Source organism: Streptomyces sp. SID14515, from assembly GCF_010548505.1.
GTDB classification, from domain to species: domain Bacteria; phylum Actinomycetota; class Actinomycetes; order Streptomycetales; family Streptomycetaceae; genus Streptomyces; species Streptomyces caviscabies.
Genome location: NZ_JAAGMH010000065.1, coordinates 123514 through 150460, shown reverse-complemented (window position 1 = coordinate 150460; position 26947 = coordinate 123514). Strand labels below are relative to the sequence as shown.

Below are 26947 nucleotides of genomic sequence, written 5' to 3'. Positions count from 1 at the left end.
CCCGTCGACTCGAATACTCTCCGTGATCACGGTAGCCCGAGGGAGTGATCGCCCGTCAGCCCTGTGGATAACTCTTCACGGGCGACGGAAATTGCAGGTCAGAAGGGTTCGATGTCCTCGGGACCGCCCTGACGGACGGAGACTCCGAGGTGTTCTCCGACGCGGTTGACGAGCAGCGTCATCTCGTAGGCGACCTGGCCGACGTCGGCTTCGGCAGCGGTCAGCACGCACAGGCAGCTGCCGTCGCCCGCGGCCGTCACGAAGAGCAGGGCCTCGTCGAACTCCACCATCGTCTGGCGGGCCCGGCCCGCCCGGAAGTGGCGTCCCGACCCGCGCGCCAGACTCTGCAGCCCCGAGGAGACCGCCGCCAGATGCTCCGCGTCCTCACGTGCGAGCCCGGTGCTGGCCCCGGTGACCAGCCCGTCGTTCGACAGCACCAAGGCGTGCCGTATGAATTGCACCCTGCTGGTGAGATCGTCAAGGAGCCAGTCAAGTCCCCGGTCAAGCGGCATGTGCTCGTCCTCCCCGTACCTTCGTTCCCCGTGCCCCGCTACGCGCGTAAGCCTCGCGCAACGGCCCCGTGGGGGCAAGCGCCCCTCACCGCCCGGGGTGCCGCTTCGCGCCATGCGGGGATCGGGCTCAGGATGGGCCCATGGCACACCACATGACTGATGAAGAATGGCGGGCCTTTCTCTCCGAGGGCACACGCACGGCGAAGGTTTCGACGGTGCGGGCCGACGGCAGTCCGCACATCGCACCCGTCTGGTTCCTTCTCGACGGCGACTCGGTGGTCTTCAACACCGGCAAGGAGAGCGTGAAGGGGCGTAACCTCGCCCGCGACGGGCGGGTCGCCCTGTGCGTCGACGACGACCGGCCTCCGTACGCGTTCGCGGTGGTGCAGGGGTATGCCGAGCTGAGCGAGGACCCGGAAGAACTCCTGCGGTGGGCGACGCTGATCGCCGGCCGCTACGTGGCTGCCGACGCAGCCGAGGAGTTCGGCCGGCGCAACGGCGTCCCCGGCGAACTGGTCGTGCGGGTGCGGATCGACAAGGTGGTCGCGATGGCCGACATGGCCGACTGACGGACCGGGGGTCGATGCCGCGCGGTCAGCCGACGGAGGCGAGGAGTCGGGCGGTGTGCACCCGCCCGGCGTACTCGACCGTACGGATCAGGACTTCTTTTCCGGAGGCCCGGTCGCGGGCGTCGCACAGCACGACCGGCGTGCCCGGGTCGAGGTCGAGCGCCTGCGCGACATCCTGCTCCGTATGGTCGGGAGCGCCGGGGAAGCGGTTGACGGCGACGACGAACGGAATCCGCCTGCGCTCGAAATAGTCGACGGCGGCGAAGCAGTCCTCCAGCCGCCGGGTGTCGGCGAGCACGACCGCCGCCAGGGCGCCCTCGCACAGCTCGTCCCACAGAAACCAGAAGCGGTCCTGGCCCGGCGTACCGAACAGGTAGAGCGAGAGGCCCGCGTGGACGGTGATACGACCGAAATCCATCGCTACGGTCGTGGTGGCGTTCCGCTCCACCCCCTCGGTCTCGTCCCGGCCCCGCCCGCTCTCGCTCAGCGTCTCCTCCGAGTGCAGCGGGCGGATCTCGCTGACCGAGCCGACCAGGGTCGTCTTCCCGGCCCCGCAGCCGCCCGCCACGACGATCTTCAGGGTGAGCGCGATGTCCTCTCCGATCATGGGCGTGCGTCCCTCCTCTTCTCTCTTCAGGAATCGCTTCAGGAATCGCTTCAGGAATCGGGCTCAGGAATTGGACTCAGGAAATCGGCTTCGGCCTTCGGTGATCGGGCCTCAGGAATGGTTCGGGCCGACAGCATGGCAACCCCTCGGCTTCATGCGAGCAGGTTGATCGTTCTTGACCGATGCGACTTCGCCATGGTCGTTCCTTGCCCCATCCCGACCTCATTGCGTCGCTCTTGAACGGCATGGACGCCCTGCGCCGGCCCCGGGCCCTTCCGGTGTGGCCCCTACACTGGTCTTTTCGGCTGTCTGGAACGGGCAGCGGTGCCGGGCCCGCGCAGACGGCCCGGGGACGAGGAGATACGAGCGTGTCGACAGGTTCCGGCGGCGGTTTCCAGGATCCGCCCGCGGAGGTGCTCGCGGAGGCCGCGGCGGCGTTCGGGCTCCTGGCGACACCGGCACGGCTGCACATCGTATGGGCGCTGGCCCAGGGCGAGAGCGATGTGACGGGGCTCGCCGAGCGGGTGGGCGGCACGCTCCCCTCGGTCAGCCAGCATCTGACGAAGCTGAAACTGGCCGGTCTCGTCCGCTCCCGCCGCGAAGGCCGACGGCAGGTCTATCTGGTCGACGATCCCGATGTGGTGACGGTCGTCCGGCTCATGGTCGGCCAACTGGCCGAACGCGCCGGGCACGCCTCCCAGGGGCCCGTCCGCCTGCGTGAGCTCGGTGCCTGAGAGCAGTTCAGCCGCGCGCCCCGGACACATCACCGCCGCCGCACCGGCCTCCGTCACACCGTTCCCCGGCGCAGGCACCGGCACGGATTCCGCGGCAGGGTCCGGCGAGAACCTCACGGCCGCCGTCCCGGCCTCCGGCACCGGCCCCACCTCGCTGCAGACACTGCGCGCACTCGACAGCGGGCCGCGCGGGCTGCTGGAGGCGGATGCCGAGATCCGGCTCGGCCGGACGGGCGAGAACGTACTGCCCGCCCGGCGGCCCGTGCCCTGGCCCCGGCGCTTCCTGCGGAGCCTCCGGGACCCCTTCACCTCCGTACTGCTCGGCCTCGGCCTGGTGTCGGCCCTCGTCTCCGCCTGGGGCACCGCCTGCGTCATCCTGACGCTCGTCGCGGTGAGCTGTCTGCTGCGCTCGGCCGAGGAGCACCGCGCCGACCGGTCGACCGCGGCACTGCGCGAACTGGTGGCGACCACGGCCACCGTGGTGCGCCGCGCCTCGGACGACGCTCCTCCCCTGGAACGGGAGGTACCGGTCGCCGACCTGGTGCCGGGGGACGTGATCCGGCTGCGGCCGGGCGATCTCGTACCCGCCGATGTGCGGCTGCTGCGCACCGACGGCCTCACCGTGCACCAGTCGGCCCTGACCGGGGAGTCGGCGCCGGTGGTCAAACAGGCCCTCGACGTCCCCGACCCCGCTCTGTCCGGGGCGGGACCGTTCGCACAGCCGCAGTGGTGCTTCCAGGGCAGCAGTGTCACCTCCGGCAGCGGTACGGCGGTGATCGTGGCCACGGGCGGGCAGACCCGGTTCGCCGCCGCCCATGAGGGACGGGCCGGGCAGCGGGGCGCGAGCGCCTTCGACCGGTCGGTCCAGGGGATCTCCTGGACCCTCATCCGCTTCATGCTCCTGACGCCTCCCCTGGTGCTGATGGCCAATGCGGCGCTGCGTGGCCGGGGCCTGGAGACGTTGCCGTTCGCCGTGGCCGTCGCCGTGGGGCTCACCCCGGAGATGCTGCCGGTCATCGTCACGACGACGCTCGCGCGGGGCGGTGCCCGGCTGGCGCGCACCAGCGGAGTGATCGTCAAGCGGCTCCCGGCGCTGCACGACCTGGGGGCGGTGGATGTGCTGTGCCTGGACAAGACCGGCACGCTGACCGAGGACCGGCCCGTCGTCGCCGGGGCGACCGACGGGGCGGACCGGCCCGATCCGGACGTGCTGCGGTGGGCGGCGGTCAGCGCGCTGTGGACGCTCCAGTTGGCGGAACTGCCCGCGGCCGACGCGCTCGACGAAGCGGTGCTGGACGCCGCCGACGCGTGCGGTCCGCCCGCTGCCGACGAGGTGGATCCGGAGGCGTACGAAGGTGTCGCGGTGCTGCCCTTCGATCCGGTGCGCCGCGTCGCGACCGCCGTGGTCAGGCGGCCCGGCCGGCTGGGCGTCCACACCCTGGTCACCAAGGGCGCCGTCGAGGCGGTGCTCGACCGGTGCGCCATGGACGGCGACGAGCGCGACCGGCTGCTCGCCCTGGCGGACCGGAAGGCCGGGACCGGGCTGCGCCTGCTGGCCGTGGCCCGTGCCGACCGGGCGGCCCGGGCGGGCGCTTACACCCCTGCGGACGAGCGGGGGCTGACCTTCCTGGGCCTGGTGGCGCTGCGGGATGTTCCGGCCCCGAGCGCCGCCGACGCCCTCGGGGTGCTCGCGCGGCGGGGCGTGAGCGTCAAGGTGCTCACCGGCGACCATCCGGGCACGGCCGCCCGGGTCTGCGCGGACCTCGGTCTGCACCCGGAGGGACGACCCGGACCCGACGAAGTGGTCACCGCCGAACTGGTCGACACGCTGTCGGACGCGGAGCTGGTCCGGGTCGCGGACCGGGCCACGGTGTTCGCGCGTTGTACGCCCGAGCACAAGGCCCGGATCGTATCGGCCCTGCGCGCCGGCGGTCATACGACCGGTTTCCTCGGCGACGGTGTCAACGACCTGCCCGCCCTGCACGCCGCCGATGTCGGCATCTGCCCGCGCAACGCCGTGGACGTGGCCAGAGAGGCGGCCGATGTCGTCCTGGCGGAGAAGGACCTCACCGCGATCGACCGTGCGGTGCTGGCGGGCAGGCGCAGCAGCGGGAACATCGCCACCTATCTGCGGATCACGCTCTCGTCCAACCTCGGCAATGTCATCGCCATGCTGACGGCCGGGCTGATGCTGCCGTTCCTTCCGATGCTCCCGGCGCAGGTGCTGGTGCAGAACCTCTGCTTCGACGCGGCGCAGTTGGCGTTCGCGTTCGACCGCCCGGCCACGTCGGTCCTGCGCCGCCCCACCGCGTTGCGGCCGCGGGACTTCCTGCGCTTCATCACGGGTTTCGGCCTGCTCAACGCAGCCGCCGACCTCGCCACCTTCGGGGTGCTCGCGCTCGCCCTCCACAACGCCTCCGGGGACGGCGGGGAGGCGGCGTTCCACGCCGGGTGGTTCACGGAGAATCTGCTCACCCAGGCCCTCGTGATGATCCTGCTGCGGACCGGTCGCAGTGCCGCCGAGCGCCGGGCGGGTCGGCCCCTACGGGCCGCCGCGGCGGGTCTCGCGGCGGTCGGCGTCGCCCTTCCGCTCACCCCGCTCGGGCCGTTGCTGGGCATGAGCGCCCTGCCGGCCCTCTACTACGTGTTGCTCGGCTCGGTCCTGGGGCTGTACGCGGTCGGGCTCACGGCGGCCCGCCGCCGCTACGAGCGCCGCCACCTGCCCGACGCCTCACCGGACCAGGCGGCGGATCGGCGGGAAGAGCGCGTCGGACGCTGAGGGGCGCCCGTTCCGGCCCGAAGCAATAGTTGTACAGTTGCGCAATGTGGCAACTGTTGCCGCGCGAACGGAGAGAAGGGCGGGACCAGAATGTTGCGCAACGGCCTGGAGCCCTGGCACCTGCTGATCCTGGCGGTCATCGTGGTCGTCGTCTTCGGCTCGAAGAAGCTGCCGGACACGGCCCGCGCACTGGGGAAGTCGATGCGCATCCTCAAGAGCGAGGCCAAGGCGATGAAGGACGAGAACGCCCACTGACGCGCCCGGGACCGGGCGACGAACGGGCCTTCCCGGGCCGCCGCTCATTTCACGGCTTGCGCAATCCGGGAACCCGGAGTGCCGCGCTGAGCGTTCGTACGGGTAGCGGCCACAAGAGTGACAGCAGAACAGCACCGATCACCCGGGCCCGTACGCGGTGCAGCCGCGGGCCCCGGACCGCAGGTGCGGACCGACGGAACACTGGAGGAAATTCATGGGTGTGACCCTGGCCAAGGGCGGCAACGTCTCCCTGTCGAAGGAGGCCCCCGGCCTCACCGCCGTGACGGTCGGGCTCGGCTGGGACGTGCGGACCACGACCGGCGCCGATCACGACCTGGATGCCAGTGCGCTGCTGTGCTCCGAGGCGGGCAAGGTCCTCTCCGACAGCCACTTCGTCTTCTACAACAACCTCAACAGCCCCGACGGTTCCGTCCGCCACACCGGTGACAACCTGACAGGTGAGGGCGAGGGCGACGACGAGTCGGTCGAGGTCGACCTGTCGTCGGTCCCCGCCGAGGTCGCGAAGATCGTCTTCCCGGTCTCGATCCATGACGCCCAGAGCCGGGGCCAGAGCTTCGGTCAGGTGCGCAACGCCTTCATTCGCGTGGTGAACCGCGCCAACGGCGTCGAGCTCGCCCGTTACGACCTGAGCGAGGACGCCTCCACCGAGACCGCGATGGTCTTCGGCGAGCTGTATCGGCACGGCACCGAGTGGAAGTTCCGGGCCGTCGGCCAGGGGTACGCCTCGGGCCTGGCGGGCATCGCCTCGGACTACGGCGTCAACGTCTGATCGGACCGGTCGGCTTCCGTTGATCGCGCGGCCCGCGCCGGTTGCGCGATCATGTCCTCATGGCCGACGACCACACTCATGTCCTGGACTTCTTCACCTCGCGTGCGGCCGGCTGGGACAGCCGGTTCCCCGACGACGGCCCCGCTTACGCCGCCGCGGCCGGAATGCTGGGGCTGCGCCCCGGTGATGCCGTGCTCGACGCGGGCTGCGGTACGGGTCGCGCGCTGCCCGCGCTGCGGGCGGTGGTCGGGCCACGGGGCACGGTGCTGGGCGCCGATCTCACTCCCGCCATGCTGGAGGCGGCGGCGCGGGCGGGACGAGGGCACAGCGGGACGCTGCTCCGCGCGGATGTCGCGCGGCTGCCGTTGCGCGACGGGGCCCTGGACGCGGTGTTCGGTGCCGGGCTGATCTCGCATCTGGCCCGGCCCGAGGCCGATATGGCGGAGCTCGCCCGTGTGGTCCGGCCGGGCGGAATCCTGGCTCTGTTCCACCCGATCGGCCGGGCCGCTCTCGCCGCGCGTCATGGGCGCGCCATCACCGACGACGACCTGCGGGCCGAGCCGAGGCTGCGTGAGCTGCTGCCCGGCGCGGGGTGGCGGCTGGATTCCTACACCGACGAGGACGACCGGTTTCTCGCCCTCGCGGTCAGGCAGGCCTGAGGCCGGGGACGCCGCCGACCTCGGCACCGTACAAGCAAGGAGGCTTCGGAGACGTACGAGCAGCGTCGGGGCCGTACGGACCCGACGCAGGGTCCGGTCAGGACGGTCGGCACGGATGGGTCACTCGGCGGGCGACTGCGACGGCCTGCGATTGGGAACGGGGCAGCCGCGGACGCCCGGCGTGGGGAACGTACCGAGCTCCGCGATCTCGTACCCGTCCGGATATCCCTTGATCTCGGGGTTCTGGCGCGCGTAGTGGGGCGTCCGCCGGGGCGGCAGGAGCCGGACGGCACGAGCCCGGAGCCGCAGCGCGCCCCTGGTCAGTCCGCGGGCGACCGGCCCCGGGCGGCGGTAGCGGAACGCCCTGAGCAACGAGTCGTCCAGGAGCGCGAGGCTGGCGCCGCGCACCACCGGGGCGAGGGGCGCCGGATACCAGGACCCCATCAGCGCCAAGGTGGCGTCGGAGACCCGGCGGGCTCCTTCGTCCCAGCCGAAATGCTCGTGCTCGTAGGCGTCGAGGGTGCGCTCGAATTCCTCGTACGTTCCGGGGACGTCCTTGATCCCCATGCGAGCGCCGAGCGTGCGGTAGTAGGCGGCGAAGGCTCCCAGCTCGTGGCAGCACAGGCGCCGCCAGCCGAAACTGTCCAGCCAGCGCTTCGGGGTGACGACGAACGTGCACAGGACGTAGCGCATGTCGTCGTTGCTGATGTCATAGCTGCGGTGCATCTGGTTGATCCGGCGGACGGCCGTGCGGCCTTCGTCGGTCTCGAAGCCGTGCTCCACCACCGTGTCGAGCAGCAGGGCGGTGTCGTCGTAACGCTTCTGGGAACGCTCCGTCAACTCCGCCGTCTCGTCGAGGAGTCGGCCGATGCTGGGCACCGCATAGGTGCGGTAGAGGGCCAGTTCGAGGGCGCGGGTGATGTCCCAGGGGAACTCGTAGGTGACGGTGAGGCGGTAGATCTCCAGGAAGTCCCGCTCGGGGTCCAGGCGCTGAATCTCTTTCAGCCGGTCGTACCGCTTCACCACGCTGTCCCCTCGTTCGGCCGGACGTCCAAGCTTACGCGGAGGCCTCCCGCGCGCCCGCCCCTTCGGCCTTCCCCCACCCGGACGAGGTAGCTGCGGCTCCGGTGCACCGCTGCTCGCCGGGGCCTCGACGAGGGGGTTACCGAGTAGTTAGGGTGCGCCGACGGCCAAGGAACGCGGGACTGAGCGATGGGCGGGTGGGCGATGAGCGATGGGGAGGACACCGTGACCGGTGCGGACGATGCGGTCGCCGACGACGCGCTGCTGGTGCTGACCGCGATGCTGCTGACGCCCGCGCGGTTCCCGAGCGTGCTGGGCGACGACTACGTGGCCGCGTGCGGCGCGCTCGCGCTCGAACCGTACGAGGAGGGTTACGGCCTCGTCCTCGGGCAGGACGGTGAGGGGGCCCGGTGGACGGTGGTCGTCGAGGACGCCTCGCAGGTGGCCGTCGCCATCGCCGCGTGGGACTGCGGCATGGAGCACGACCTCTCCCCCGACGAGCGCTCCATGGTGTGCGCGCTGCCGGGCTGGCCGATGGACCTTGCCGTCTCGGCACCGGGCGTCCCGGATCCGCACGACCCGGAGTCGGACGGGGAGGGCCCCGCGCCGCTGGCCCCTCCCGACGCGGAGGCCTGGGGTCCGGCGCAGCGGCGGCTCGGGGCCGACGAGATCGCCGCGCAGTGGTCGACGTGGCGCGAGCAGATCGACGACGCGCAGTTCGTGCGGCCGGGGGCGGAGGGAGAGCCGACGAGCGACACGGCGGGTGAGCCGGAGGACGATTCCTCCCCGGCCTCCCGGCACCCCGGCGTACGCAGGGCCCTGTCGGAGGCGGACGGCTATACGAGGACTCCGCCGCCGCCCGGGCGGATCCGTTCCTCGTACGCCTCGGCCGACGCACGTACGCTGCGCGTCGACGGGCCGGGGTGGTCGATGGTAGCTCGGACCGACGACATCGCGCTGTTCCTGCTGGACGAGGAGCCGGGCGCCGTCATTCCCGTCGGCCGTGGAGCGGCGCTGCCCGGCCTGCTCAGCGCCCTGGACGAGCTGGCCGTCCACCCCACGTGACACCCTCGCGGGTCACCCGGGGCCGATCCGGGTCACCCGCACGACGCCCGAACCCCACGAGGCGGTTCCCCCTGCGGCGATTCCGCTTGAGGCGATCCCGCACGGGACGGATCCGCACCGGGCAGGCTCGTGTCCGGGCTCAGCGGCCGATCTCCTTGCGGTTGATCCTGCGGAGCCTGCGCCGCTGGGACGGGTCCAGCAGCAGATAGCCCGCCACGGGAACCCCGATCACGATCAGCAGCGCCCACCAGAATCCGATCAGGGGCCACAGGATGGCTGCCGCGAGCACTCCCCCGATAGCGACCTTCGCACCATTCGACATGGTCCACGCCTCCTTCGCGGCCGGCGCCGCTCCTGTTCTCTGAACGCCTCCGCGCTCTCTTACGTTCCCCATCGGCCGCCCTATCGCAGCGGCTCGCCGACCTCGTGCATGTGCGACAGCGCCTGCCGGTAGGACTCGATCAGTCCGGTCTCCGCGTACGGCATGCCGATCGTGGCGCAGTGCGCCTTGACCAGGGGCTGGGCGAGCCGCAGGTTGGGGCGCGGCATGCTCGGGAAGAGGTGGTGCTCGATCTGGTATTTCAGCCCGCCGAGGAACCAGTCCGTCAGGACGGCGCCGCGTACGTTGCGCGAGGTCAGGACCTGCCGCTGGAGGTGGCCCCAGCGCTCGCCGTCGGGGTCGGGCATCTCCATGCCCTTGTGGTTCGGGGCGAAGGCCATGCCCAGGTGGAGGCCGAACAGCGCGTGCAGCACGAGAGCGAAGACGATCGCCTTGCCCAGGGACAGCGTGCTCAGCAACAGCGTCGCGTAGAGGCCGATGTGCGCGGTCAGCAGCAGCGCCGAGACGGCCCGCTCCCGGAGGGGCTGGCGGCGCAGGAACTGGAAACCGTAGATCTTCAGCGCGATGCCTTCGAGCAGCAGCATCGGGAAGAACAGCCGGGCCTGGTTCCTGGTGAGCCAGCGGGCGAATCCCTCACGCTGTGCCGCCTGCTTCTGGGTCCAGACCAGTGCGCCGACACCGACATCGGGGTCCTTGTCGATGTGATTGGGGTTGGCGTGGTGGCGTACGTGCTTGTCGTTCCACCACGCCTCGTTCATACCGAGGAGCAGATTGGCGTGTACGAGACCGATCAGTCTGCTCGTCCCGCGGTCACCGGATATCTGCGCATGCCCGGCGTCATGGGCGACGAAGGCCGTACGGGTCCACAGGACCGCCAACGGCAGGGTGAGGACCAGGCTCCACCAGGAGTCTCCGAGCAGGACGAAACCGGTGATCAGCGCGCCCAGGGCCACCAGGTTGGCGGCGATGCCGAGGACGTACCGGTCCGTGCGGCGCTCCAGCAGGCCCTGGTCCCGCACGGCACGCAGCAGCGGCGCGAAGTCGCTTCCCGCCGCCGCCCCACGGGCGGCGGCAGGGCGGCCCGGACTGCTTTCGTCGGCGGGATCCGCAACAGTGGCTGTCGCCTGGGGCATGGACGTCTCCGGTCTCTGGAACATCTGCGCTGACCTGATCGAACGTACGGACCGGGGGCCGGTGGAGGCCATGGCGCCACCACCCTGGTTCCCCTGGGGCAGACCCCCCGGCCCGAGGGTGGGGCTGGCTGCACCATCGGGCCCGAAAGAGAGAAGAAGTGACACACGCCACAAAGGTGTGCGGCCTGTCGTGGCGCGAAGTGGAGTACCCTCGGCGACTCCGCCCACTAGTCAAATTTGAGGAATCTGACATCGCTGTGCACAGGCACCCTGCGGCAACGCCCTCCGAGATCGCCGAACTGTCCCGCTGCTCCGCGGTTTTCGTCCCCGCGGATCCGGCCCGTACCGGCAGGATCGCGTTCTGGAATCCGGACGGTAGCACCCCTTCCGACGCTCCCGGGACTTCGTCGGAGCTGACCGTGGTCGGAGCCGGCCTGCGGCCCCGTACGGTTTCGGCGCTGAGCCTCCCCGTGCGGGACGCCCTGCCGGTGCTGACCCGGGCACGCGCCGTGGCGCACGCCTCCCCCGCCACCGCCTTCTGGGGCGCTGCCGCGCTGCTGGCTCTCCAGTTCGTGGCCCGCGGCCTTCTGCTGCCGGGGCTGAGTGCCACCGACCACGACGCCTGGCGCATCGGGCCGTTGGGCGCCGAGGACCTCGAACGGATCCGGGAACTGGCGGCGTCGATGCCGCCGACCGCGCACGCGACTCCGGTGCCGACACCGACACCGACACCGACACCGACGAACGGCACCGCAGGCGAACCGTTCCTGCCCGAAGCCTTCCTGCCCGAACCGTTGTTGCCCGAACCGGAGCGCCTGTTGCGTGCGTTCCTCGATGCCGTGGCCGACGCGATGCCCCGTACGCCGGCTGCCGGGTTCGTCGCCGCCGGACCCGCGTTCGCCGCCCGGCAGCCGCAGCGCCTGCCCGAAGGGCGAGCCTGGGCGGCCGATGTGGCGGCCGGTCACGACGCGGGCGTACGGCTCTCGTTGCGTATCGAGATCACCGGCGTGACGTCGCGGACGAGCGGTGCGGAAGTGGCCTCCGAAGCCGACCCGGGAACGGTGCCGCCGAGGTCCGGTCCGGACGCGGTCGCGCCGTCGTTCCGGGCCGTGCTGCAGATCCACAGCGTCAGCGATCCTTCCCTGGTCGCCGATGCTGCCGAGGTGTGGGCGGGCGGCTCGCGGACCGCCGCAGCGTTCGGGCCACGGGCCCGGATGGACGCCCTCCTCACCCTGCGGCGGGCCGCCCGCGCATGGCCCCCGCTGGCGCCGTTGCTCTCCGCCGCGGTGCCGGACTCGGTGGAACCGGCCGACGAGGAGATCGCCGAGCTGCTGGGGTCCGCCTCGCGTGCCCTCGCCGCCGCCGGTGTGCAGGTGCACTGGCCCAGGGAACTGGCCCGGAAGCTCACCGCGCGCGCCGTGATCGGCCCGGACGACGCGGACGACGCGGACATCACGGACCGGGAGGGCGACGGGCAGGGGGCCGGGCCGCGCGGACGTACCACCGCGGACGTGCCCTCGTTCCTCTCCGCCGACGCCCTGCTCTCGTTCGACTGGCGGTTCGCCCTGGGCGACCGGAAGCTGACCCGCGAGGAGTTGGACCGGCTCGCCGAGTCCTCCCGGCCCATCGTGCGACTGCGCGACCAATGGGTGCTCATCGACCCCAAGGAGGCGCGCCGGGCCCGGGAGACCCAGGACCGCAAGGTCACCCCGATCGACGCTCTCGGTGCGGTGCTGACCGGTTCGACGGAGGTGGACGGCCGTCGCGTAGAGGTGGCGGCGACCGGCTGGCTCCAGCAGTTGCGGGACCGGCTGGCCGATCCGGAGTCCGCCGCCCAGCAGGCGATCGGGCAGCCCGAGGCGCTCACGGCGACCCTGCGCGACTACCAGTTGCGTGGTCTGAACTGGCTGAACACGATGACCTCGCTCGGCCTCGGTGCCTGTCTCGCCGACGACATGGGCCTCGGCAAGACGATCACGCTCATCGCCCTGCATCTGCACCGGCAGAGCGACCGCGACGAGGCAGGACCGACGCTGGTGGTGTGCCCGACGTCGTTGATGGGCAACTGGCAGCGGGAGATCGAGAGGTTCGCTCCGGGCAACCCCGTCCGCCGTTTCCATGGCGCCTCGCGTTCCCTGGAAGGCCTGGTGGACGGCGAGTTCGTCCTGACGACGTACGGCACGATGCGCCTCGACGCGCCCCGGCTCGCCGCCGTGTCCTGGGGCATGGTCGTCATCGACGAGGCCCAGCACGTCAAGAACCCGCACTCGGCGACGGCCAAGCAGCTGAGGACCCTCGGGGCCCGTGCCCGCGTCGCGCTCACCGGTACCCCCGTCGAGAACAACCTCTCCGAGCTGTGGGCGATCCTGGACTGGACGACTCCCGGTCTGCTCGGCCGACTCGGCACCTTCCGTACGCGGTACGCCGCCGCGGTCGAGGGCGGCGACGATCCGGGCGCCGCCGAGCGACTCGCGGCGCTGGTGCGGCCGTTCCTGCTGCGCCGCCGGAAGTCCGACCCGGGGATCGCGCCCGAGCTGCCGCCGAAGACCGAGACCGACCGGGCCGTGTCGCTGACGCCGGAGCAGACCGGTCTGTACGAGGCGGTGGTCCGCGAGACCCTGGCGGAGATCTCCGCCGCCGACGGCTTCGAGCGGCGCGGTCTCGTGATGAAGCTGCTGACGGCGCTCAAGCAGATCTGCAACCACCCCGCGCAGTACCTCAAGGAGGAGCAGCCGCGGATCGCGGACCGGTCGGGGAAGATCGAGCTGCTGGACGAACTCCTGGACACGATCCTGGCCGAGCAGGGTTCGGTGCTGGTCTTCACGCAGTACGTGCAGATGGCCCGGCTGTTGGAGGAGCACCTGGCCGCGCGCGGGGTGGGCACGCAGTTCCTGCACGGCGGTACGCCGGTGGCCCGGCGCGAGGAGATGGTGGCCCGCTTCCAGGCGGGCGAGGCGCCGGTGTTCCTGCTGTCCCTCAAGGCGGCTGGCACCGGGCTCAACCTCACCCGGGCCGGTCATGTCGTGCACTTCGACCGCTGGTGGAATCCGGCGGTCGAGGCGCAGGCGACGGACCGGGCGTACCGGATCGGCCAGACGCAGCCGGTGCAGGTGCACCGGCTGATCGCCGAGGGCACGATCGAGGACCGGATCGCCGAGATGCTCGCCCGTAAGCAGGGCCTCGCGGACGCGGTGCTCGGCTCCGGCGAGGCCGCGCTGACCGAACTGACCGATGCGGAACTGGCCGACCTGGTCGAGCTGCGAGGGGGCGCACGATGAGCGACGCGTACGAGGACGACTACGCATACGCGGACGACGACGGGTACGGAGCGGAGTCCGGGGCGGGCGGCGCGGACGCCTCGGACCGGGGCGACGACGGCGACGGGGCGTCGCGGGACGGCCGGCGCGGACCGGAGCGTACGTTCGCGGCGTTCCCACCGGCGCAGGGCCGGGGGTTCGCCACGTCCTGGTGGGGCCGGGCATGGCTCAAGGCGTTGGAGGACACGGCGCTCGACGGTCAGCAGCTCAAGCAGGGTCGGCGGCTGGCCCGGGAGGGCAGGGTCGGGGCGGTCTCCGTACGGCCGGGGCGGATCACGGCGGTGGTGCGGGACCGTGACGGCACGGCGTACCGCAGCGACGTCCTGCTCCAGCAGCTCGGTGCGGGCGCCTGGGACCGGTTCCTGGACATGGCGGTGGACCGGGCCGGGCACATCGCGGCGCTGCTGGACCGGGAGATGCCGCCGCATCTGGTGGAGGACGCGGCGAGTGCCGGGGTCGATCTGCTGCCGGGCATCGGCGATCTGGAACCGGAGTGCACCTGCGGGGCCTGGGACCACTGCCCGCATTCGGGTGCGCTCTGCTACCAGGTGGCGCGGCTGCTGGACGAGGACCCCTTCGTCCTGCTGCTGATGCGGGGGCGCGACGAGCGGCGGCTGCTGGACGAGCTCCAGGTGCGCAGCGCGGCCCGCGCGGTCCGGGCCGGGGACGGCGGGGCGCAGGCCGACGACATCGAGGAGCGGGAGGTTCACGGGGTCCCGGCCGGGGAAGCGTTCGCGGCCGCCGGGATCCTGCCGCCGCTCCCCGCACCCCCGTCGGCCCCCGAGGAACCGGGGCTCGGACCGTCGCTGGACACGGAGACCGGACCCGTACCCGGAATCGACCCGGCGGCGCTGGAGGTGCTGGCGGCCGACAGTGCGGTGCGGGCCCGCCGGATGTTGCTGGACGCCCTGGCTCCGGGGCACGAAGGGCAGCCGCTCCCGGTGGAGCTGACGCCGCAGCAGGACGCGGTGCGGCTGGTCGCGGACGCCCGGCCGGAGCCGCGGTTCGGGGCCCGGCTGGCCACGGGGTCGGGCCGCCCGCCCGCGGAGTTGGACGCCGCGGTCCGCGCCTGGCGGTACGGCGGGGTCGCGGCACTCGCGGTGCTGGACGAGGAGTGGACGCCGGACCCGGAGCAGCTGGGGCGGGCCCGCGCGCGGCTCGGCGAGGCGTGGGAGGCGGGCGAGCGGCCGACGCTGCGGGCGAGCGGGCGGGCCGGCTGGACGGTCGTGGGCGCCGACGTCCAGCTCCGGTTCGACCCGAACGGGCGGTGGTGGCCGTACCGCAAGGAGCACGGCCGTTGGGTTCCCGCCGGGCCGGCGGACGACGACCCTGCGGGAGCGCTGGCGGGAGCCGAGGGCGGGGCGGCGGAGGCTACGGGCGCGGCGGACGCGGCGGTCTGAAACGTCCGGGGCCGGGATGCCTGGGCTGGGCTGAGCACGGCTCGGCACGGCTCGGCTGGACTGAGCTGGGCTCGGCTCAGCTCAGCTCATGAGCGGGAGGGGCGGAAGAGGCGGGAGGGGCGGGAGGGGCGGGAGGGGCGGGAGGGGCGGGAGGGACGGGCCCGGCACGAGGGAGCAGGTGTCGCGAGGCGTGCCTGACACACCCGTCGCTCTCGCGCTGCGGGAAGCGGCGCAGCCGGGCGCGCGCGGGGGCCGCACGCATCCGCAAGGCGGCTGCCGGGAACCGGATGCCCCGCGGACTCGTCATCCGCATCGGCGGGAGATGATCCACGGGGCGAGGCCTCACCTGCTCAGCTCCGCCCCTACGCTCCCTCCCCAGCCCTGCCCCGCCCCCGGCCTCAGGAGTGCTGTTGCACCGCAGAAGGATCATCCAGGGCGCCGCCGCCACGCTCGCGGCGGCCGTCCTGCCGTCCTCCGCCCGGGCGATGGCGACCCCGCAGGGCCCCACCGACTACGCGACGGCACTCTGGGCCCCGGCCGCCCCCGCCAACTACACCGTTCCCTCCCACCCTTCGGAGCGCCGGATCGACCGGATCGTCATCCATGTCGCCCAGCAGCTGTTCACACCGACCACGGGCATCTTCCGGAACCCCGCCAAACAGGTGTCCGCCCACTACGTGGTGCGCTCCGGCGACGGCCATGTCGCCCAGTGCGTGAGCGAGAAGGACATCGCCTGGCACGCGGGCAACTGGAGCTGGAACACCCGGAGCATCGGCATCGAGCACGAGGGCTGGGTGGACCGCCCGGAGTTCTTCACGGACGTCATGTACCTGCGCTCCGCCCGGCTCGCCGCGGACGTCTGCGAGCGCCACGGCATCCCCAAGGACCGGGAGCACATCGTCGGCCATCATGAGGTACCGGGCAGCGACCACACCGATCCGGGCGTCCACTGGGACTGGGAGCGCTACCTCCGGCTCGTCGCCGACGTCACCTGAAGCCCCCCTCCCCCGCCGCCCGTCGTGATGACTCTCCGCACCGAGGTTGTCGCGGAGACCGACGGCGACGACGATGGGAGGGCACGACGGCCCTTGGACGGGAGGGTTAAGTTGACGGATCCCTGGGTGGCCCTGGCTGCGGACACCGATCCCGGCGAACGGAGCGGCGCGCTGCGCCGCGCCCATGACGTGTTCACCTCGGCGGGGCGGCTGGAGCGGCCGGTTCGCGCGGTGGTCGGCGCGTCCTGGCGCCGCTCGGCGCGGGCGCGGGTCAGCCCGGACGACGCCCCGGCGGTGGAGCTCGGCCCGGACGAGTTGGGCGCCTACCGGGCGGCGCACCCCCTGGCCCGTGCGATGCCCGTGATCCGCGAGTTGATGGGCGCGTACGCGACGGACGGGGAGCATCTGCTGGCCGTCTGCGATGCCCACGGCCGCCTCCTGTGGGTCGAGGGCCACACTGTGGCGCGCAGGCGGGCCGGCCTGATGAACTTCGTGGAGGGCGCCCGCTGGGCCGAATCCGTGGCGGGAACGAACGCGCCGGGAACGGCGATCGCGGTGGACCGCCCGGTGCAGGTCTTCGCCGCCGAGCACTTCCTGCGGCCGGTCCAGCAGTGGACCTGCGCGGCCGCGCCGCTGCACGACCCGCACACGGGCCGGGTGCTGGGGGCCGTGGACATCACGGGCGGCGATCGTCTCGCCCATCCGCACAGCCTGGCGTTCGTCCAGGCGGTGGCCCGGGCCGCCGAGTCGCAGCTCGCCCTGCTGGCCCCGCCGCCGGACGTCGAGTCGGTGCGGCTGGGCGCGCTGGGCCGGGAGGAGGCGCTGCTGGTGGCGCGGGGGCGACGGCTGCGGCTCAGCCGGCGGCACAGCGAGATCCTGGTCGCCCTGGCCCGCCGGCCGGAAGGCCTGAGCGGTGACGAGCTGTTGATCGAGCTGTACGAGGACGAGTCGGTGACCCCGGTGACACTCCGGGCCGAACTCTCCCGGCTCCGCCGACTGCTGGGGCCCGACCTGCTGGACTCGCGGCCGTACCGGCTGGCCGTCCCGGTGGACGCCGACTTCGACACGGTGACGCGCCGGCTGGCTTCGGGCGCGGTGGCGGCGGCGCTGGACGCGTACGCGGGCCCGCTGCTGCCGGGTTCCCGGGCCCCGGCCGTCGTACGGCTGCGGCGGCGGATCACGGACCAGCTGCGGGCCGCGCTGATCGCCCGGGGTGATCCGGGGCTGCTCGCCGACTGGGCGTACAGCCCGTGGGGCGAGGAGGATCTGCCGGTGTGGCGCGCGCTGGCCGGGGCGGTTCCGGCGGACCAGCGGGCGGGGTTGCTGGCCCGGGTCCGGGACCTCGACGCCGAACAGCGCGGCTAGCGGCGGCGCCTTCCCGCGCCGGTGGACGACGCCCGGCGCGCGCCGCCGTACGGAAGTTCGCTCACCCCGAGGGACGACCCATTCCTCCCCCGCCCGCCGTTGCAACGCCCTTGCAACGTCGCCGTCCCTAGCCTCGCGCCGAGGGCCGTCCAACGGCGGGCGGCACCGGATCCGGGAGGCCACAGAGATGACCCGTTACGCTGCGCCGGGCACCGAGGGCGCGATCGTCACGTACGCGTCCCGCTACGACCACTGGATCGGCGGGGAGTACGTGCCGCCGGCCCGGGGGCAGTACTTCGAGAACCCGAGCCCCGTCAACGGCCGCCCGTTCACCGAGATCGCGCGCGGCACGGCCGAGGACGTCGAACTGGCCCTGGACGCCGCCCATGCGGCGGCTCCTGGCTGGGGCGCCACGTCCGCCGGGGACCGGGCCTCGGTGCTGAACAGGATCGCCGACCGGATGGAAGACCGTCTGGAGGAGCTGGCGGTCGCCGAGAGCTGGGAGAACGGCAAGCCGGTGCGGGAGACGCTGGCGGCCGACATCCCGCTGGCCATCGATCACTTCCGGTACTTCGCGGGGGCTCTGCGCGCCCAGGAGGGTTCGCTCAGCGAGATCGACGACGACACCGTCGCGTACCACTTCCACGAACCGCTGGGCGTCGTCGGCCAGATCATCCCGTGGAACTTCCCGATCCTGATGGCCACATGGAAGCTCGCCCCGGCGCTCGCCGCGGGCAACGCGGTGGTCCTCAAGCCGGCCGAGCAGACGCCCGCCTCGATCCACTACTGGCTGAGCCTGGTGGCGGATCTGCTGCCGCCGGGTGTCGTCAACATCGTCAACGGCTTCGGAGCGGAAGCGGGCAAGCCTCTCGCCTCCAGCGCCCGCGTCGCGAAGATCGCCTTCACGGGCGAGACCACGACAGGGCGGCTGATCATGCAGTACGCCTCCGAGAACATCAAGCCGGTGACCCTGGAGCTGGGCGGCAAGTCGCCGAACATCTTCTTCGACGACGTCTCGAGCGCCGACGACGACTTCCTCGACAAGGCCCTCGAAGGGTTCACCATGTTCGCCCTCAACCAGGGCGAGGTGTGTACGTGCCCGTCGCGCGCTCTCATCCAGCGCGGCCACTACGGCGCGTTCCTGGAGGCGGGCATCGCCCGGACGGAGCAGATCGTGCCGGGCCACCCGCTGGACACCGACACGATGATCGGCGCCCAGGCCTCCAACGACCAGCTGCAGAAGATCCTTTCGTACCTGGACATCGGGCAGCAGGAGGGCGCGAAGATCCTGACGGGCGGTCAGCGCATCGAGCACGGCGGTGAGCTGGAGGGCGGCTACTACGTCCAACCGACGGTCTTCGAGGGCGACAACCGGATGCGGGTCTTCCAGGAGGAGATCTTCGGCCCGGTGGTGGCGGTGACGTCCTTCACGGACTTCGACGACGCCATCAGCACGGCGAACGACACGCTGTACGGACTGGGCGCGGGTGTCTGGACCCGCGACGTCAACACGGCGTACCGGGCGGGTCGCGGGATCAAGGCGGGCAGGGTCTGGACGAACTGCTACCACGCCTATCCGGCCCACGCGGCCTTCGGCGGCTACAAGCAGTCAGGCATCGGCAGGGAGAACCACAAGATGATGCTGGAGCACTACCAGCAGACGAAGAACCTGCTGGTGTCGTACTCACCGAAGAAGCTGGGCTTCTTCTAGGAGCACTCGAAAAGGCGCCTGAACTGGACTTTTACCCGTCAGGCGCCTTCCGTTCAGCCCACTCGGGGCAGAGCCCGGTGTACGTGACAACCCGGACCACCGCGGCGCGCGCTCCCGCGCCGCGGTGCGCCTGTTCACCAGGGCACGGGGCCCTCGTCGTCGAAGAGGCCCCCGGTCGGCCCGCCGTCGGGGAGGGTCGCGAGCCTGATCGCGACCCGTGCTCCTTCCTCGGCGGTACGGGTCCCGCGGAAGCCGTTCAAGTCGGTGGCCACATAGCCGGGGCAGGCGTTGTTCACGAGGATCGGGGTGCCGCGCAGCTCCGCGGCGTACTGGACGGTGACCGCGTTCAGGAAGGTCTTCGTCGGCGCGTAGCCCCCGCTGATCCCTCCGAGATCGGCGTCGGGGTCGGTCTGCAGGGTCAGGGAGCCGACGTGGCTGGACTGATTGACGATCCGCGGATGCGCGGAGCGGTGCAGCAGGGGCAGCATCGCGTTGGTGACCCGGATGACCCCGACGACGTTGGTGTCGACCAGCCGCAGGAGGGCGGCGGGGTCGAGCGACGTCGGCTCGTCGGGCCAACCGCCCGCCGCACCGGCGTTGTTGACGAGTACGTCGAGCCGGCCCGCGCGCTCCTCCACGAGCCGGGCGGCGGCGCTCACGTCTGCGTCGTCGGTGACGTCCAGCGGGACGGCGAAGGCGTCGACGCCTCTCGCGCACAGGGCCGCGACGGCCTGCGCGCCGCGCTCCCGGTCCCTGGCGCCGATGCCGACGCTCCAGCCGAGCGCGCCGAGGCCCGCCGCGATCTCGTATCCGATTCCCTTGTTCGCGCCGGTGACCAGCGCGGTCGTCTGTTCGCTCATGTCCGCCAGCATCGGCGGCCGGGCGCCGGGGACCAACACCGTACGGGTCTGGCAGTGATGCCTTCGCGGCATCGGTCGCGGTCCGGGCGGGTTACGGTGCGGACATGGAGATGCGTGAGCTGCGGTACTTCGTCGCGGTCGCGGAGGAACTGCACTTCGGCAGAGCGGCCGAGCGGCTGGGGATCGCCCAGCCCGCGCTGTCCCGTGCGCTCGCCGGCCTGGAGAGGCGGCTCGGGGTGGTGCTGCTGGAGCGGTCCAGCCGCCGGGTCCGGCTCACCGATGCGGGAGCGGTGCTGCTGACGGAGGCACGTGCGATCCTCGCGGCGGCGGAGGCCGCCGAGCGCCGTACCCGGGAAGCGGCCGAGCGGCGGCCGCGTATCGCGCTGGCGGTCAAGACCGGTACGGCGGGTGAGCTGCTGGCCAAGGTGCTCGACGCGTACGCCGCGCACCCCGGCGCGTGCGCGGTCGATCTGCTGCTGTGCGAGGCGCACGAGCAGCGGGAGCTGTTGTGCTCGGGGCGTACGGACGTGGCGCTGCTGCATCTGCCGTTCGACGCCGTCACCGGACTCGACACGGAGGCACTGCTGACCGAGGGGCAGGTCGCGGTCCTGCCCGGCGACCACCCGCTGGCCGGCCGGACAGCGGTGCGGCAGGCCGAGGTGACCGCCGCGCCCGGCCCTCCCCCGGCCCGCTGGCCCGGCCCGGACGGCAGCTGCCCCGAAGGCCCCGGAGTCGCGGTGCGGAACCTGACCCAGCTCTTCCAGCTGATCGCCCTCGGCCGGGCCACCGTGGTGCTGCCCGCCTCGGCCGCCGTCGACCTGCGGCAGGACCTGGTCGCCGTGCCGGTGACGGACGCGCCGCCCGTGACGACGGTGCTCGCCTGGCTGCCGGAGAGCCGGTCGCGGCCGGTGGCCGATCTCGTCCGGGTGGCGGCCTCGCTCTGACCCCTCCGTGTTCCGTAGCGGAAGGAGCTGCCGCTGCCCGGGCATAGGCTGCTTCGGGTAGTCGTAGCTGGATCAAGAGGGGGCCTCATGGAGCACAGCTCTGGGCGGGAGAACGGCGAAGGCTCGGCTTCTTCTCGCTACACCCAGGACATCCAGCAAGAACGCCACGCTTTGCGCGAAGCCCTGCGCTCCGATCTGTGCGCCGCCCACATGGGCTTGAGCGTGACCGTCATCGCCCTCATCGTGGTTGCCGGTTTCTCCGGTCCTCGATGGACACTGATCATTGCCGGTGTCTGCACGGCCTGGTTCATCCTTGCGCTGACAGTGATCCACATCGGCAGCGGTCGTGGCTGGGATGCCGTCCGGCGGGCCTACATCGCAACGTTCGGCTGGGGCAACTGGATCTGAACGTGCCTCGCCGGCCGGCCCGCCATCTCGGCCGCCCCGTGGACGACAAGGCCAGCGCCTGTCCCTGAAGTCGGGCCCGATCCGCGAGCGCCCCTATTCGGCGCGCCCGGACAGTGCCGCGTCCACCGCCGCCAGGGCGTGCAGCCGGGCCGTGGGGAAGACCGGCACCGGACTGTCCTCGGGGCCGATGAGCAGTTCGATCTCCGTGCAGCCGAGGATCACACCCTCTGCCCCGTCCGCCACCAGACCCCGGATGATCTTCCGGTACGCCTCACGGGACTCGGCGCGCACCTCGCCCAGGCACAGTTCGCCGTAGATCACCTCGTGCACCAGGGCCCGGCCCGCCGCGTCCGGGACGCGTACGTCCAGCCCCCGGTCCCGCAGCCGACCGCGGTAGAAGTCCTGCTCCATGGTGAACGCCGTGCCGAGCAGGCCCACCTTCCGCACCCCCGCCGCGCGGACCGCGTCCGCCGTGGCGTCGGCGAGGTGCACCAGCGGCACCGAGACGGCCGCCGCCACCGCGTCGGCCACCTTGTGCATGGTGTTGGTGCAGATCAGCACCATGTCGGCCCCGGCGCTCTGCACCGCGCGGGCGGCGTCGGCCAGAACCTCGCCGGCCTCCTCCCAGCGCCCCTCCGTCTGGAGCCGCTCGATCTCGGCGAAGTCGACCGAGTAGAGCACGCACCGCGCCGAGTGCAGCCCGCCCAGCCGGTCCCGGGTGTACTCGTTGATCAGCCGGTAGTACTCCGCCGTCGACTCCCAGCTCATGCCGCCGATGAGCCCGATCGTCCTCACTGCCGCATCTCTCCTCGTTCCGTCGTTCCGTCGTTCCGTTCAATCGTGCGTTTTCCCTTGACGGAACATACCGGGGCGGCCAAGGGTGGCCCTCAACCCTTTGACAACGTTGTCCAGAGCGGCTTCATCGTACGGCCGTTCCCCCCTCAGCCGTCCGACGACCGCCGCGCGCACCCAGAGGAGAACCACCGTGGGCCCGACCTCCCTTCCCCTCGGCCGCCGCCGACTGCTCCAGATCCTCGGCGCGTCCGGAGCCGTGACCGCACTGCAGCTGAGCGCAGGGTCATTGTCGGCGGCCGCGTCCCCGCTCGCCGGGACCGGCGGGAGCGACGCGGAGGACGATGTCGCCGCCACGTATTACCGGGTGCTGCTGCGGCACACCCGCTGGTCCGAGACGCAGTGGGACGAGGCCCGGGGCATCTATACGGACAAGTTCTTCGGGTTCGCTGTGGTCCTCGGCCACGCCGTGCTGCTGACACGTGGCAGCTATGACGCGGAGCTGGCGGGGGTGGACCGGGACACGCTCAAGCGGCGGACGCTGGCGACGCTGCGGCACTTCGCCGCCTCCAACAGGCTGACCGGCGGCACCCAGTGGGGCCGCACCCTGTTCTTCGACACTACGTTCCAGTCGTACTTCGTGCTGGCCGCCCGGCTGCTCTGGGACGAGCTGGACGCGCGGACCCGCTCCCTGGTGGACACCATCGTCCGGGAGCAGGCCGCGTACACGCATGCCCTGGGCACCGGCGACGACCCGGCCTCCGGGTCCTGGACGCCGAACGGGCTGACGGGCGGCCACGTCGGTGACACCAAGCTGGAGGAGATGGGCATCTACGCCCAGGCACTGGCCCCCGCACTGGCCTGGGCCCCGGACGACCGCCGCCGGGCCGAGTGGGCGGCCGACTACGGCGCCTGGTCGCGCAACGAAGCCGGGCTGCCGGAGGCCGACCTGGCCAACCCGGCCCGCGTGGACGGCGTTCCGGTGGCCCGGAACACCGCACGGAACGTCTACGACACGTTCATCGTCGAGAATCACGGCTCCTTCGGCCCGCACTACCAGGCGGAGTTGTGGCGGACCTCGGGGCGCAACGCGGCGCACTTCCTGGCCGCCGGGGAGCCGCTGCCCGAGGTGCTGACCCGGCAGCCGAACGCCGGGCCACTGTGGCGGACCCTGCTGGGGGTGATGTCGGACGCGGGTGAGCCGCTGATGCCGATGGTGAACGACCGCGAGCACCTCTACGGCCGGGATGTCATCCCGCTGGCGTTCCTGTCCCGGGTGATGGGCGACCGGGCGGCGGCCCGCGCCGAGGTCGAGCTCGCGGCGCGGCTGGAGGCGTACCAGGCGTATCCGCCGGAGCACCGGCTGGCGAAGTTCTCCGGTGAGCCGAAGTACGAGCCGGAGGCCCGCGCCGAACTGGCCATCAGCTACCTGCTGCACGTGTGGCCCGGGGCGGGCCGGCCCGTCGTGCCGCTGTCGCAGCGGGAGCTGTTCGCGTACGCCTCCGGGGTGACCGATTTCGGGGAGGGGCCCGGCCTGGTCTCGCACCAGTCCCCCGCCGCCTGGGCGGGCGCGGTGTCCAAGCCGAAGTTCGTGAAGTTCGCCTGGCAGCCGGGCCACGACGACTGGCTGTTCCGGATCAGCGGCGCCACGCCGATGTTCCTGCCCTCGACGGCCGTGGAGGTCACCGGCCGCTCGGTGCGCACGCACACCCGGCTGCGCGACGGCTTCGACGGGAGCGCGACGCTGCTGCGGCTGAAGGACGGCTTCGCGGGCTTCACCACGCTGCCCACCGGCGCGGTCGTCCACGCGGCCGAAGGACCGGACACCGCGGGCGGCCGGCTGGAGGTGCACAACCTCACCATGCCGGGCGTGGCGGGGCTGGACGGCAGGCGGACCTACCGCTTCGCCGAGGGGTCGGCCACGGTCGCGTCCCGGGACTCCTCCGGCGGCTCGACGGGCCGGGTCGACGAGCTGCCCTTCGGCCGTACGACGGTCCGGCACCTGCGGGTCCAGGGCGTGACACCCGATCCGGCGTACGGCTACTCGCTGTTCGCCGTGGAGGCCCGGGACGGGTCGGACGGGCCCGACCTCGCACGCGGCGGGCGGGCCACCGCGTCCTCGTACACGCCGGGCAGGGGGCCGGAGCTGGCCGTGGACGGGGACGGCACGACCCGCTGGGCGGTCTCCACCGCCGACCGGCCGCGCCCCGACAGCTGGCTCGCCGTGGACCTCGGGGAGCCCCGCGCCCTGGACCGGGTCACCCTGCGCTGGGAGAGCGCGGCGGGCCGGAGCTACCTGGTGCAGGGCTCGGACGACGGCGAGCGGTGGACGGACCTGGCGAGCGGGCCCGTACCGGCGCTGCGCAGCGAGGGCGGCTGGCTGGACGTGGACGGCCGCGCGGGCCTGGTCGTACGCGGCGGGCGGGGTCCGCTGGCGGTGTACGGGGACACGGTCGTCCTGGCGGAGGGCGGCGGTACGGGCCCGCTGCTCGTGGAGGGCCACTGCGGGGTGTCCGCCGCCGGCCTGCGCGAACTCGCTCGCCGGCCGGTGCCCGCGGCCGGGGACGAGAAGGTGCGGGCTGCGGTGACGGACGGACACCTGAGCCTGTTCAACCTGTCGGACCGGACGGTGCGCACCCCGGTCGCGCTAGTGCAGGAGGGCCGCCGCCGGGAGGTCTACGAGGGCGAGCAGATGGTTACCCGGGACGGGCTGCGGTACGAGGCGCGGCTGGAGGCCGCCTCGGCGCTGCTGCTGCCGCCCCGGTTCACGCTGGTCCCGCTGTCGGGGCGGTCGCTGCCGAACGGCCTGCGGGTGGAGGTCGTGGACGCCGCCACGGTGCGTCTGACCGGGCCGGTCTGCCGGGTGCGGGTCGAGGCACAGGGGCACAGCACGGTGGCGGTGGTGCGGCCGGGCCGGGGTACGGAGGTCACGGTGCGCGGGGCACGGGCTTATCCGACGACGGACCTCGCCCTGGGCCGCGCCGTCTTCCCGAACGCGCCGCTGCCGACGGGGATGTCGGAGCCGTCGGCGGCTGTCGACGGTGACCCGGACACGGTGTGGCGGCCGGCACGCGACGGCCGCCTGGTCGTGGACCTCGGGGCACGGCGCGCGGTGGGCCGGGTGGAGGCCGAGTGGTCGGCCGGGCGGGTCCCGGGTCTGTCCGTGGAATTCAGTGACGACGGAATCCGCTACCGCCGGGCGGGGGCGCTCACCGGCCATGGCCGGGTGCGGAGTCTGCGGGCGACGGGCTCCCCGCGCTATGTGGCGCTGCGGGTGTCGGACACCCCGGAGGGGCGCGGCGGCCTCGTGCGGCTGTCGGTCCGCTGACGGACCGGGCCCACCGGCACGCTGATCGCGTGGGCGGGCCGGTGCCACTGGCACGTCGGTCGCTTGGCCGTCACCCCGCGTGGCGGTAACGAAGACTGTCCCCGCCGGCGAACCAGGCGGGGACAGTCATCAGGGCCGATGGCGCATGCCCCTGGTGGGCGCGGGAATCAGATGATGCTCACACCGTAGGCACTCAGTGCCTCGGTGACGGGCTGGAAGAACGTGGTACCGCCGGAGGAGCAGTTGCCGCTGCCGCCGGAGGTGAGGCCGAGTGCGGTGCTCCCGGAGAAGAGCGCGCCGCCGCTGTCGCCGGGCTCGGCGCAGACGTTGGTCTGGATCAGGCCGGAGACGATGCCGTCGGCACCGTAGTTGACGGTGGCGTTGAGGCCGGTGACCGAGCCGCCGTGCAGGCCGGTGGTGCTGCCGCTGCGCTGGACGGACTGGCCGACCGAGGGGTCGGCGGCGCCGTCGATCTCCTGGTAGCCGCCGTTGTAGAGGTAGACACGGCCGTCGGCCGCGTTGGGGTCGGAGTGCCGGATGATGCCGTAGTCGTTGCCGGGGAAGCTGGACCCGGCGGTGGTGCCGATGGACCAGGAGCTGCCGATGTTGGTGCAGTGACCGGCGGTCAGGGCGAACTTGGTGCCCGCGCCGTCCTGCACGTTGAAGCCCAGGGAGCACCGGGCTCCGCCGGTGGTGATGGCCTCGCCGCCCGCGATGAGCTTGGAGAACTTACCGGGGGTGTGCTTGACCACGAGGGCGTCGGCGTTCACGCCGGCCTCGTTCTCGATCTTGGCGATCTCGGCCTTGCTGACCGTGCTGTCGACGGTGACGACGACCTTGCCCGACTCGGAATCGACATACCAGGCGGTGCCGCCGACGTCGGCGGTACGCACGGAATCGGCCGTCCGGCTGAGCTCGGTGGCGCTGAACGCCTTCGGGGCCGGCTGGGCGGATGCGGTGGCGGCGGGGACGGCGAGCGCCGCGGCGGCGGCGAGGCCGGTCGCCCCGGCGATGAGTCGTGCTCGTCTCGAACTGCTGTGGGGGTGAGAGAGTCGCACTGTAGTCCTCCAGATCGTGGGGGGAACTCGGGGCGTTGGGTGGACGCCCATGACACGTCATCAGGAAGACGATGAAGCTGCCATGTTCCTGACAACGTTGTTCCATGCTGGTCAGACCTGGACCCGCACACAAGACCCCCGAGGGCGGGACTGGCCGACAACCAGCCATCTGGCGAGATCCAGACACCGTCAAATGGGTGTATTGGTGGCGTACCGAGGTAGCGGGATGACGGGAAACGATCGGTGGGGACGCTGGACGATCCGCCGGGCGGAACCATCGCCGGAACCGCCGACCGGCTCTCC

General features: G+C 72.3%; 23 protein-coding genes. 15 read left to right on the top strand and 8 right to left on the bottom strand.

Annotation, left to right across the window (positions count from 1 at the left end; translation table 11 throughout):
* Positions 1–98: 98 nt before the first annotated feature.
* The gene (locus G3I54_RS12010) at positions 99–512 is read right to left on the bottom strand and encodes a roadblock/LC7 domain-containing protein (RefSeq protein WP_047180336.1); all 414 of its coding nucleotides are present in this window, start codon (positions 510–512) and stop codon (positions 99–101) included.
* 140 nt (positions 513–652) lie between these two features.
* Here G3I54_RS12010 and G3I54_RS12005 point away from each other — a divergent pair, with 140 nt between their 5' ends.
* Positions 653–1081, top strand: coding sequence for a PPOX class F420-dependent oxidoreductase (locus G3I54_RS12005; RefSeq protein WP_164613889.1), 429 nt, complete (start codon positions 653–655; stop codon positions 1079–1081).
* A 25-nt stretch (positions 1082–1106) separates the two neighbouring features.
* Here G3I54_RS12005 and G3I54_RS12000 read toward each other — a convergent pair whose 3' ends face one another.
* Entirely contained in the window at positions 1107–1688 is a 582-nt protein-coding gene (locus tag G3I54_RS12000) for an ATP/GTP-binding protein (protein WP_164613887.1), read from the bottom strand.
* Between the two features lie 368 nt (positions 1689–2056).
* On the opposite strand from G3I54_RS12000, the gene G3I54_RS11995 reads away from it, so the two are divergent.
* The 5 genes from G3I54_RS11995 to G3I54_RS11975 all read left to right on the top strand — a co-directional run bounded on the left by G3I54_RS11995 (position 2057) and on the right by G3I54_RS11975 (position 6905).
* Positions 2057–2422 carry a metalloregulator ArsR/SmtB family transcription factor gene (locus G3I54_RS11995; RefSeq protein ID WP_164613885.1) on the top strand — a complete coding sequence of 122 codons (366 nt, stop codon included), beginning with the start codon at positions 2057–2059 and terminating at the stop codon, positions 2420–2422.
* Complete coding sequence (gene mgtA, locus G3I54_RS11990) at positions 2415–5201, top strand: magnesium-translocating P-type ATPase (protein ID WP_343240314.1); 2787 nt, start codon at positions 2415–2417, stop codon at positions 5199–5201. The genes G3I54_RS11995 and mgtA overlap by 8 nt, the downstream gene beginning before the upstream one ends.
* Before the next feature lie 90 nt (positions 5202–5291).
* Positions 5292–5456, top strand: a complete 165-nt coding sequence (gene tatA / locus G3I54_RS11985) for a Sec-independent protein translocase subunit TatA (RefSeq protein ID WP_103508460.1) — start codon at positions 5292–5294, stop codon at positions 5454–5456.
* A 214-nt stretch (positions 5457–5670) separates the two neighbouring features.
* The gene (locus G3I54_RS11980; protein WP_103508461.1) at positions 5671–6246 is read left to right on the top strand and encodes a TerD family protein; all 576 of its coding nucleotides are present in this window, start codon (positions 5671–5673) and stop codon (positions 6244–6246) included.
* Positions 6247–6305: 59 nt separating this feature from the next.
* Complete coding sequence (locus G3I54_RS11975; RefSeq protein ID WP_164613881.1) at positions 6306–6905, top strand: methyltransferase domain-containing protein; 600 nt, start codon at positions 6306–6308, stop codon at positions 6903–6905.
* Between the two features lie 120 nt (positions 6906–7025).
* On the opposite strand, the gene G3I54_RS11970 is transcribed toward G3I54_RS11975, so the two are convergent.
* A complete protein-coding gene (locus G3I54_RS11970; protein WP_164613879.1) occupies positions 7026–7931 on the bottom strand; it encodes an oxygenase MpaB family protein in 906 nt (301 codons plus the stop codon).
* A gap of 201 nt (positions 7932–8132) precedes the next feature.
* On the opposite strand from G3I54_RS11970, the gene G3I54_RS11965 reads away from it, so the two are divergent.
* Positions 8133–8993, top strand: a complete 861-nt coding sequence (locus G3I54_RS11965) for a hypothetical protein (RefSeq protein ID WP_164613877.1) — start codon at positions 8133–8135, stop codon at positions 8991–8993.
* Between the two features lie 139 nt (positions 8994–9132).
* Here the strand turns inward: G3I54_RS11965 and G3I54_RS11960 are convergent, their stop codons facing one another.
* Both G3I54_RS11960 and G3I54_RS11955 read right to left on the bottom strand, forming a co-directional pair.
* Positions 9133–9315 carry a hypothetical protein gene (locus tag G3I54_RS11960; protein ID WP_050362970.1) on the bottom strand — a complete coding sequence of 61 codons (183 nt, stop codon included), beginning with the start codon at positions 9313–9315 and terminating at the stop codon, positions 9133–9135.
* A gap of 80 nt (positions 9316–9395) precedes the next feature.
* Positions 9396–10466 carry an acyl-CoA desaturase gene (locus tag G3I54_RS11955; protein ID WP_164613875.1) on the bottom strand — a complete coding sequence of 357 codons (1071 nt, stop codon included), beginning with the start codon at positions 10464–10466 and terminating at the stop codon, positions 9396–9398.
* 257 nt (positions 10467–10723) lie between these two features.
* Here G3I54_RS11955 and G3I54_RS11950 point away from each other — a divergent pair, with 257 nt between their 5' ends.
* The 5 genes from G3I54_RS11950 to G3I54_RS11930 all read left to right on the top strand — a co-directional run bounded on the left by G3I54_RS11950 (position 10724) and on the right by G3I54_RS11930 (position 19254).
* Entirely contained in the window at positions 10724–13744 is a 3021-nt protein-coding gene (locus G3I54_RS11950) for a DEAD/DEAH box helicase (RefSeq protein WP_164613873.1), read from the top strand.
* The gene (locus G3I54_RS11945) at positions 13741–15183 is read left to right on the top strand and encodes an SWF or SNF family helicase (RefSeq protein ID WP_164613871.1); all 1443 of its coding nucleotides are present in this window, start codon (positions 13741–13743) and stop codon (positions 15181–15183) included. Before G3I54_RS11950 ends, G3I54_RS11945 begins: the two co-directional genes overlap by 4 nt.
* A gap of 410 nt (positions 15184–15593) precedes the next feature.
* Positions 15594–16178 carry an N-acetylmuramoyl-L-alanine amidase gene (locus tag G3I54_RS11940; RefSeq protein WP_164613869.1) on the top strand — a complete coding sequence of 195 codons (585 nt, stop codon included), beginning with the start codon at positions 15594–15596 and terminating at the stop codon, positions 16176–16178.
* Positions 16179–16289: 111 nt separating this feature from the next.
* Positions 16290–17543, top strand: a complete 1254-nt coding sequence (locus G3I54_RS11935) for a GAF domain-containing protein (protein ID WP_164613867.1) — start codon at positions 16290–16292, stop codon at positions 17541–17543.
* Positions 17544–17730: 187 nt separating this feature from the next.
* Complete coding sequence (locus G3I54_RS11930) at positions 17731–19254, top strand: aldehyde dehydrogenase family protein (RefSeq protein WP_164613864.1); 1524 nt, start codon at positions 17731–17733, stop codon at positions 19252–19254.
* Between the two features lie 134 nt (positions 19255–19388).
* On the opposite strand, the gene G3I54_RS11925 is transcribed toward G3I54_RS11930, so the two are convergent.
* The gene (locus G3I54_RS11925; protein ID WP_164614130.1) at positions 19389–20126 is read right to left on the bottom strand and encodes an SDR family oxidoreductase; all 738 of its coding nucleotides are present in this window, start codon (positions 20124–20126) and stop codon (positions 19389–19391) included.
* A gap of 92 nt (positions 20127–20218) precedes the next feature.
* Between G3I54_RS11925 and G3I54_RS11920 the strand changes: the two genes are divergently transcribed.
* Both G3I54_RS11920 and G3I54_RS39415 read left to right on the top strand, forming a co-directional pair.
* On the top strand, positions 20219–21058 hold the full coding sequence (locus tag G3I54_RS11920) for a LysR family transcriptional regulator (protein WP_164613862.1): 840 nt from the start codon (positions 20219–20221) through the stop codon (positions 21056–21058).
* Positions 21059–21145: 87 nt separating this feature from the next.
* A complete protein-coding gene (locus G3I54_RS39415; RefSeq protein WP_239144337.1) occupies positions 21146–21466 on the top strand; it encodes a hypothetical protein in 321 nt (106 codons plus the stop codon).
* 93 nt (positions 21467–21559) lie between these two features.
* Here the strand turns inward: G3I54_RS39415 and G3I54_RS11910 are convergent, their stop codons facing one another.
* Positions 21560–22261 carry an aspartate/glutamate racemase family protein gene (locus tag G3I54_RS11910; RefSeq protein WP_164613860.1) on the bottom strand — a complete coding sequence of 234 codons (702 nt, stop codon included), beginning with the start codon at positions 22259–22261 and terminating at the stop codon, positions 21560–21562.
* Positions 22262–22451: 190 nt separating this feature from the next.
* Between G3I54_RS11910 and G3I54_RS11905 the strand changes: the two genes are divergently transcribed.
* Positions 22452–25586, top strand: a complete 3135-nt coding sequence (locus G3I54_RS11905; protein ID WP_164613858.1) for a discoidin domain-containing protein — start codon at positions 22452–22454, stop codon at positions 25584–25586.
* A gap of 167 nt (positions 25587–25753) precedes the next feature.
* Here the strand turns inward: G3I54_RS11905 and G3I54_RS11900 are convergent, their stop codons facing one another.
* Positions 25754–26644 carry a S1 family peptidase gene (locus tag G3I54_RS11900; RefSeq protein ID WP_164613856.1) on the bottom strand — a complete coding sequence of 297 codons (891 nt, stop codon included), beginning with the start codon at positions 26642–26644 and terminating at the stop codon, positions 25754–25756.
* Between the last annotated feature and the right edge of the window lie 303 nt (positions 26645–26947).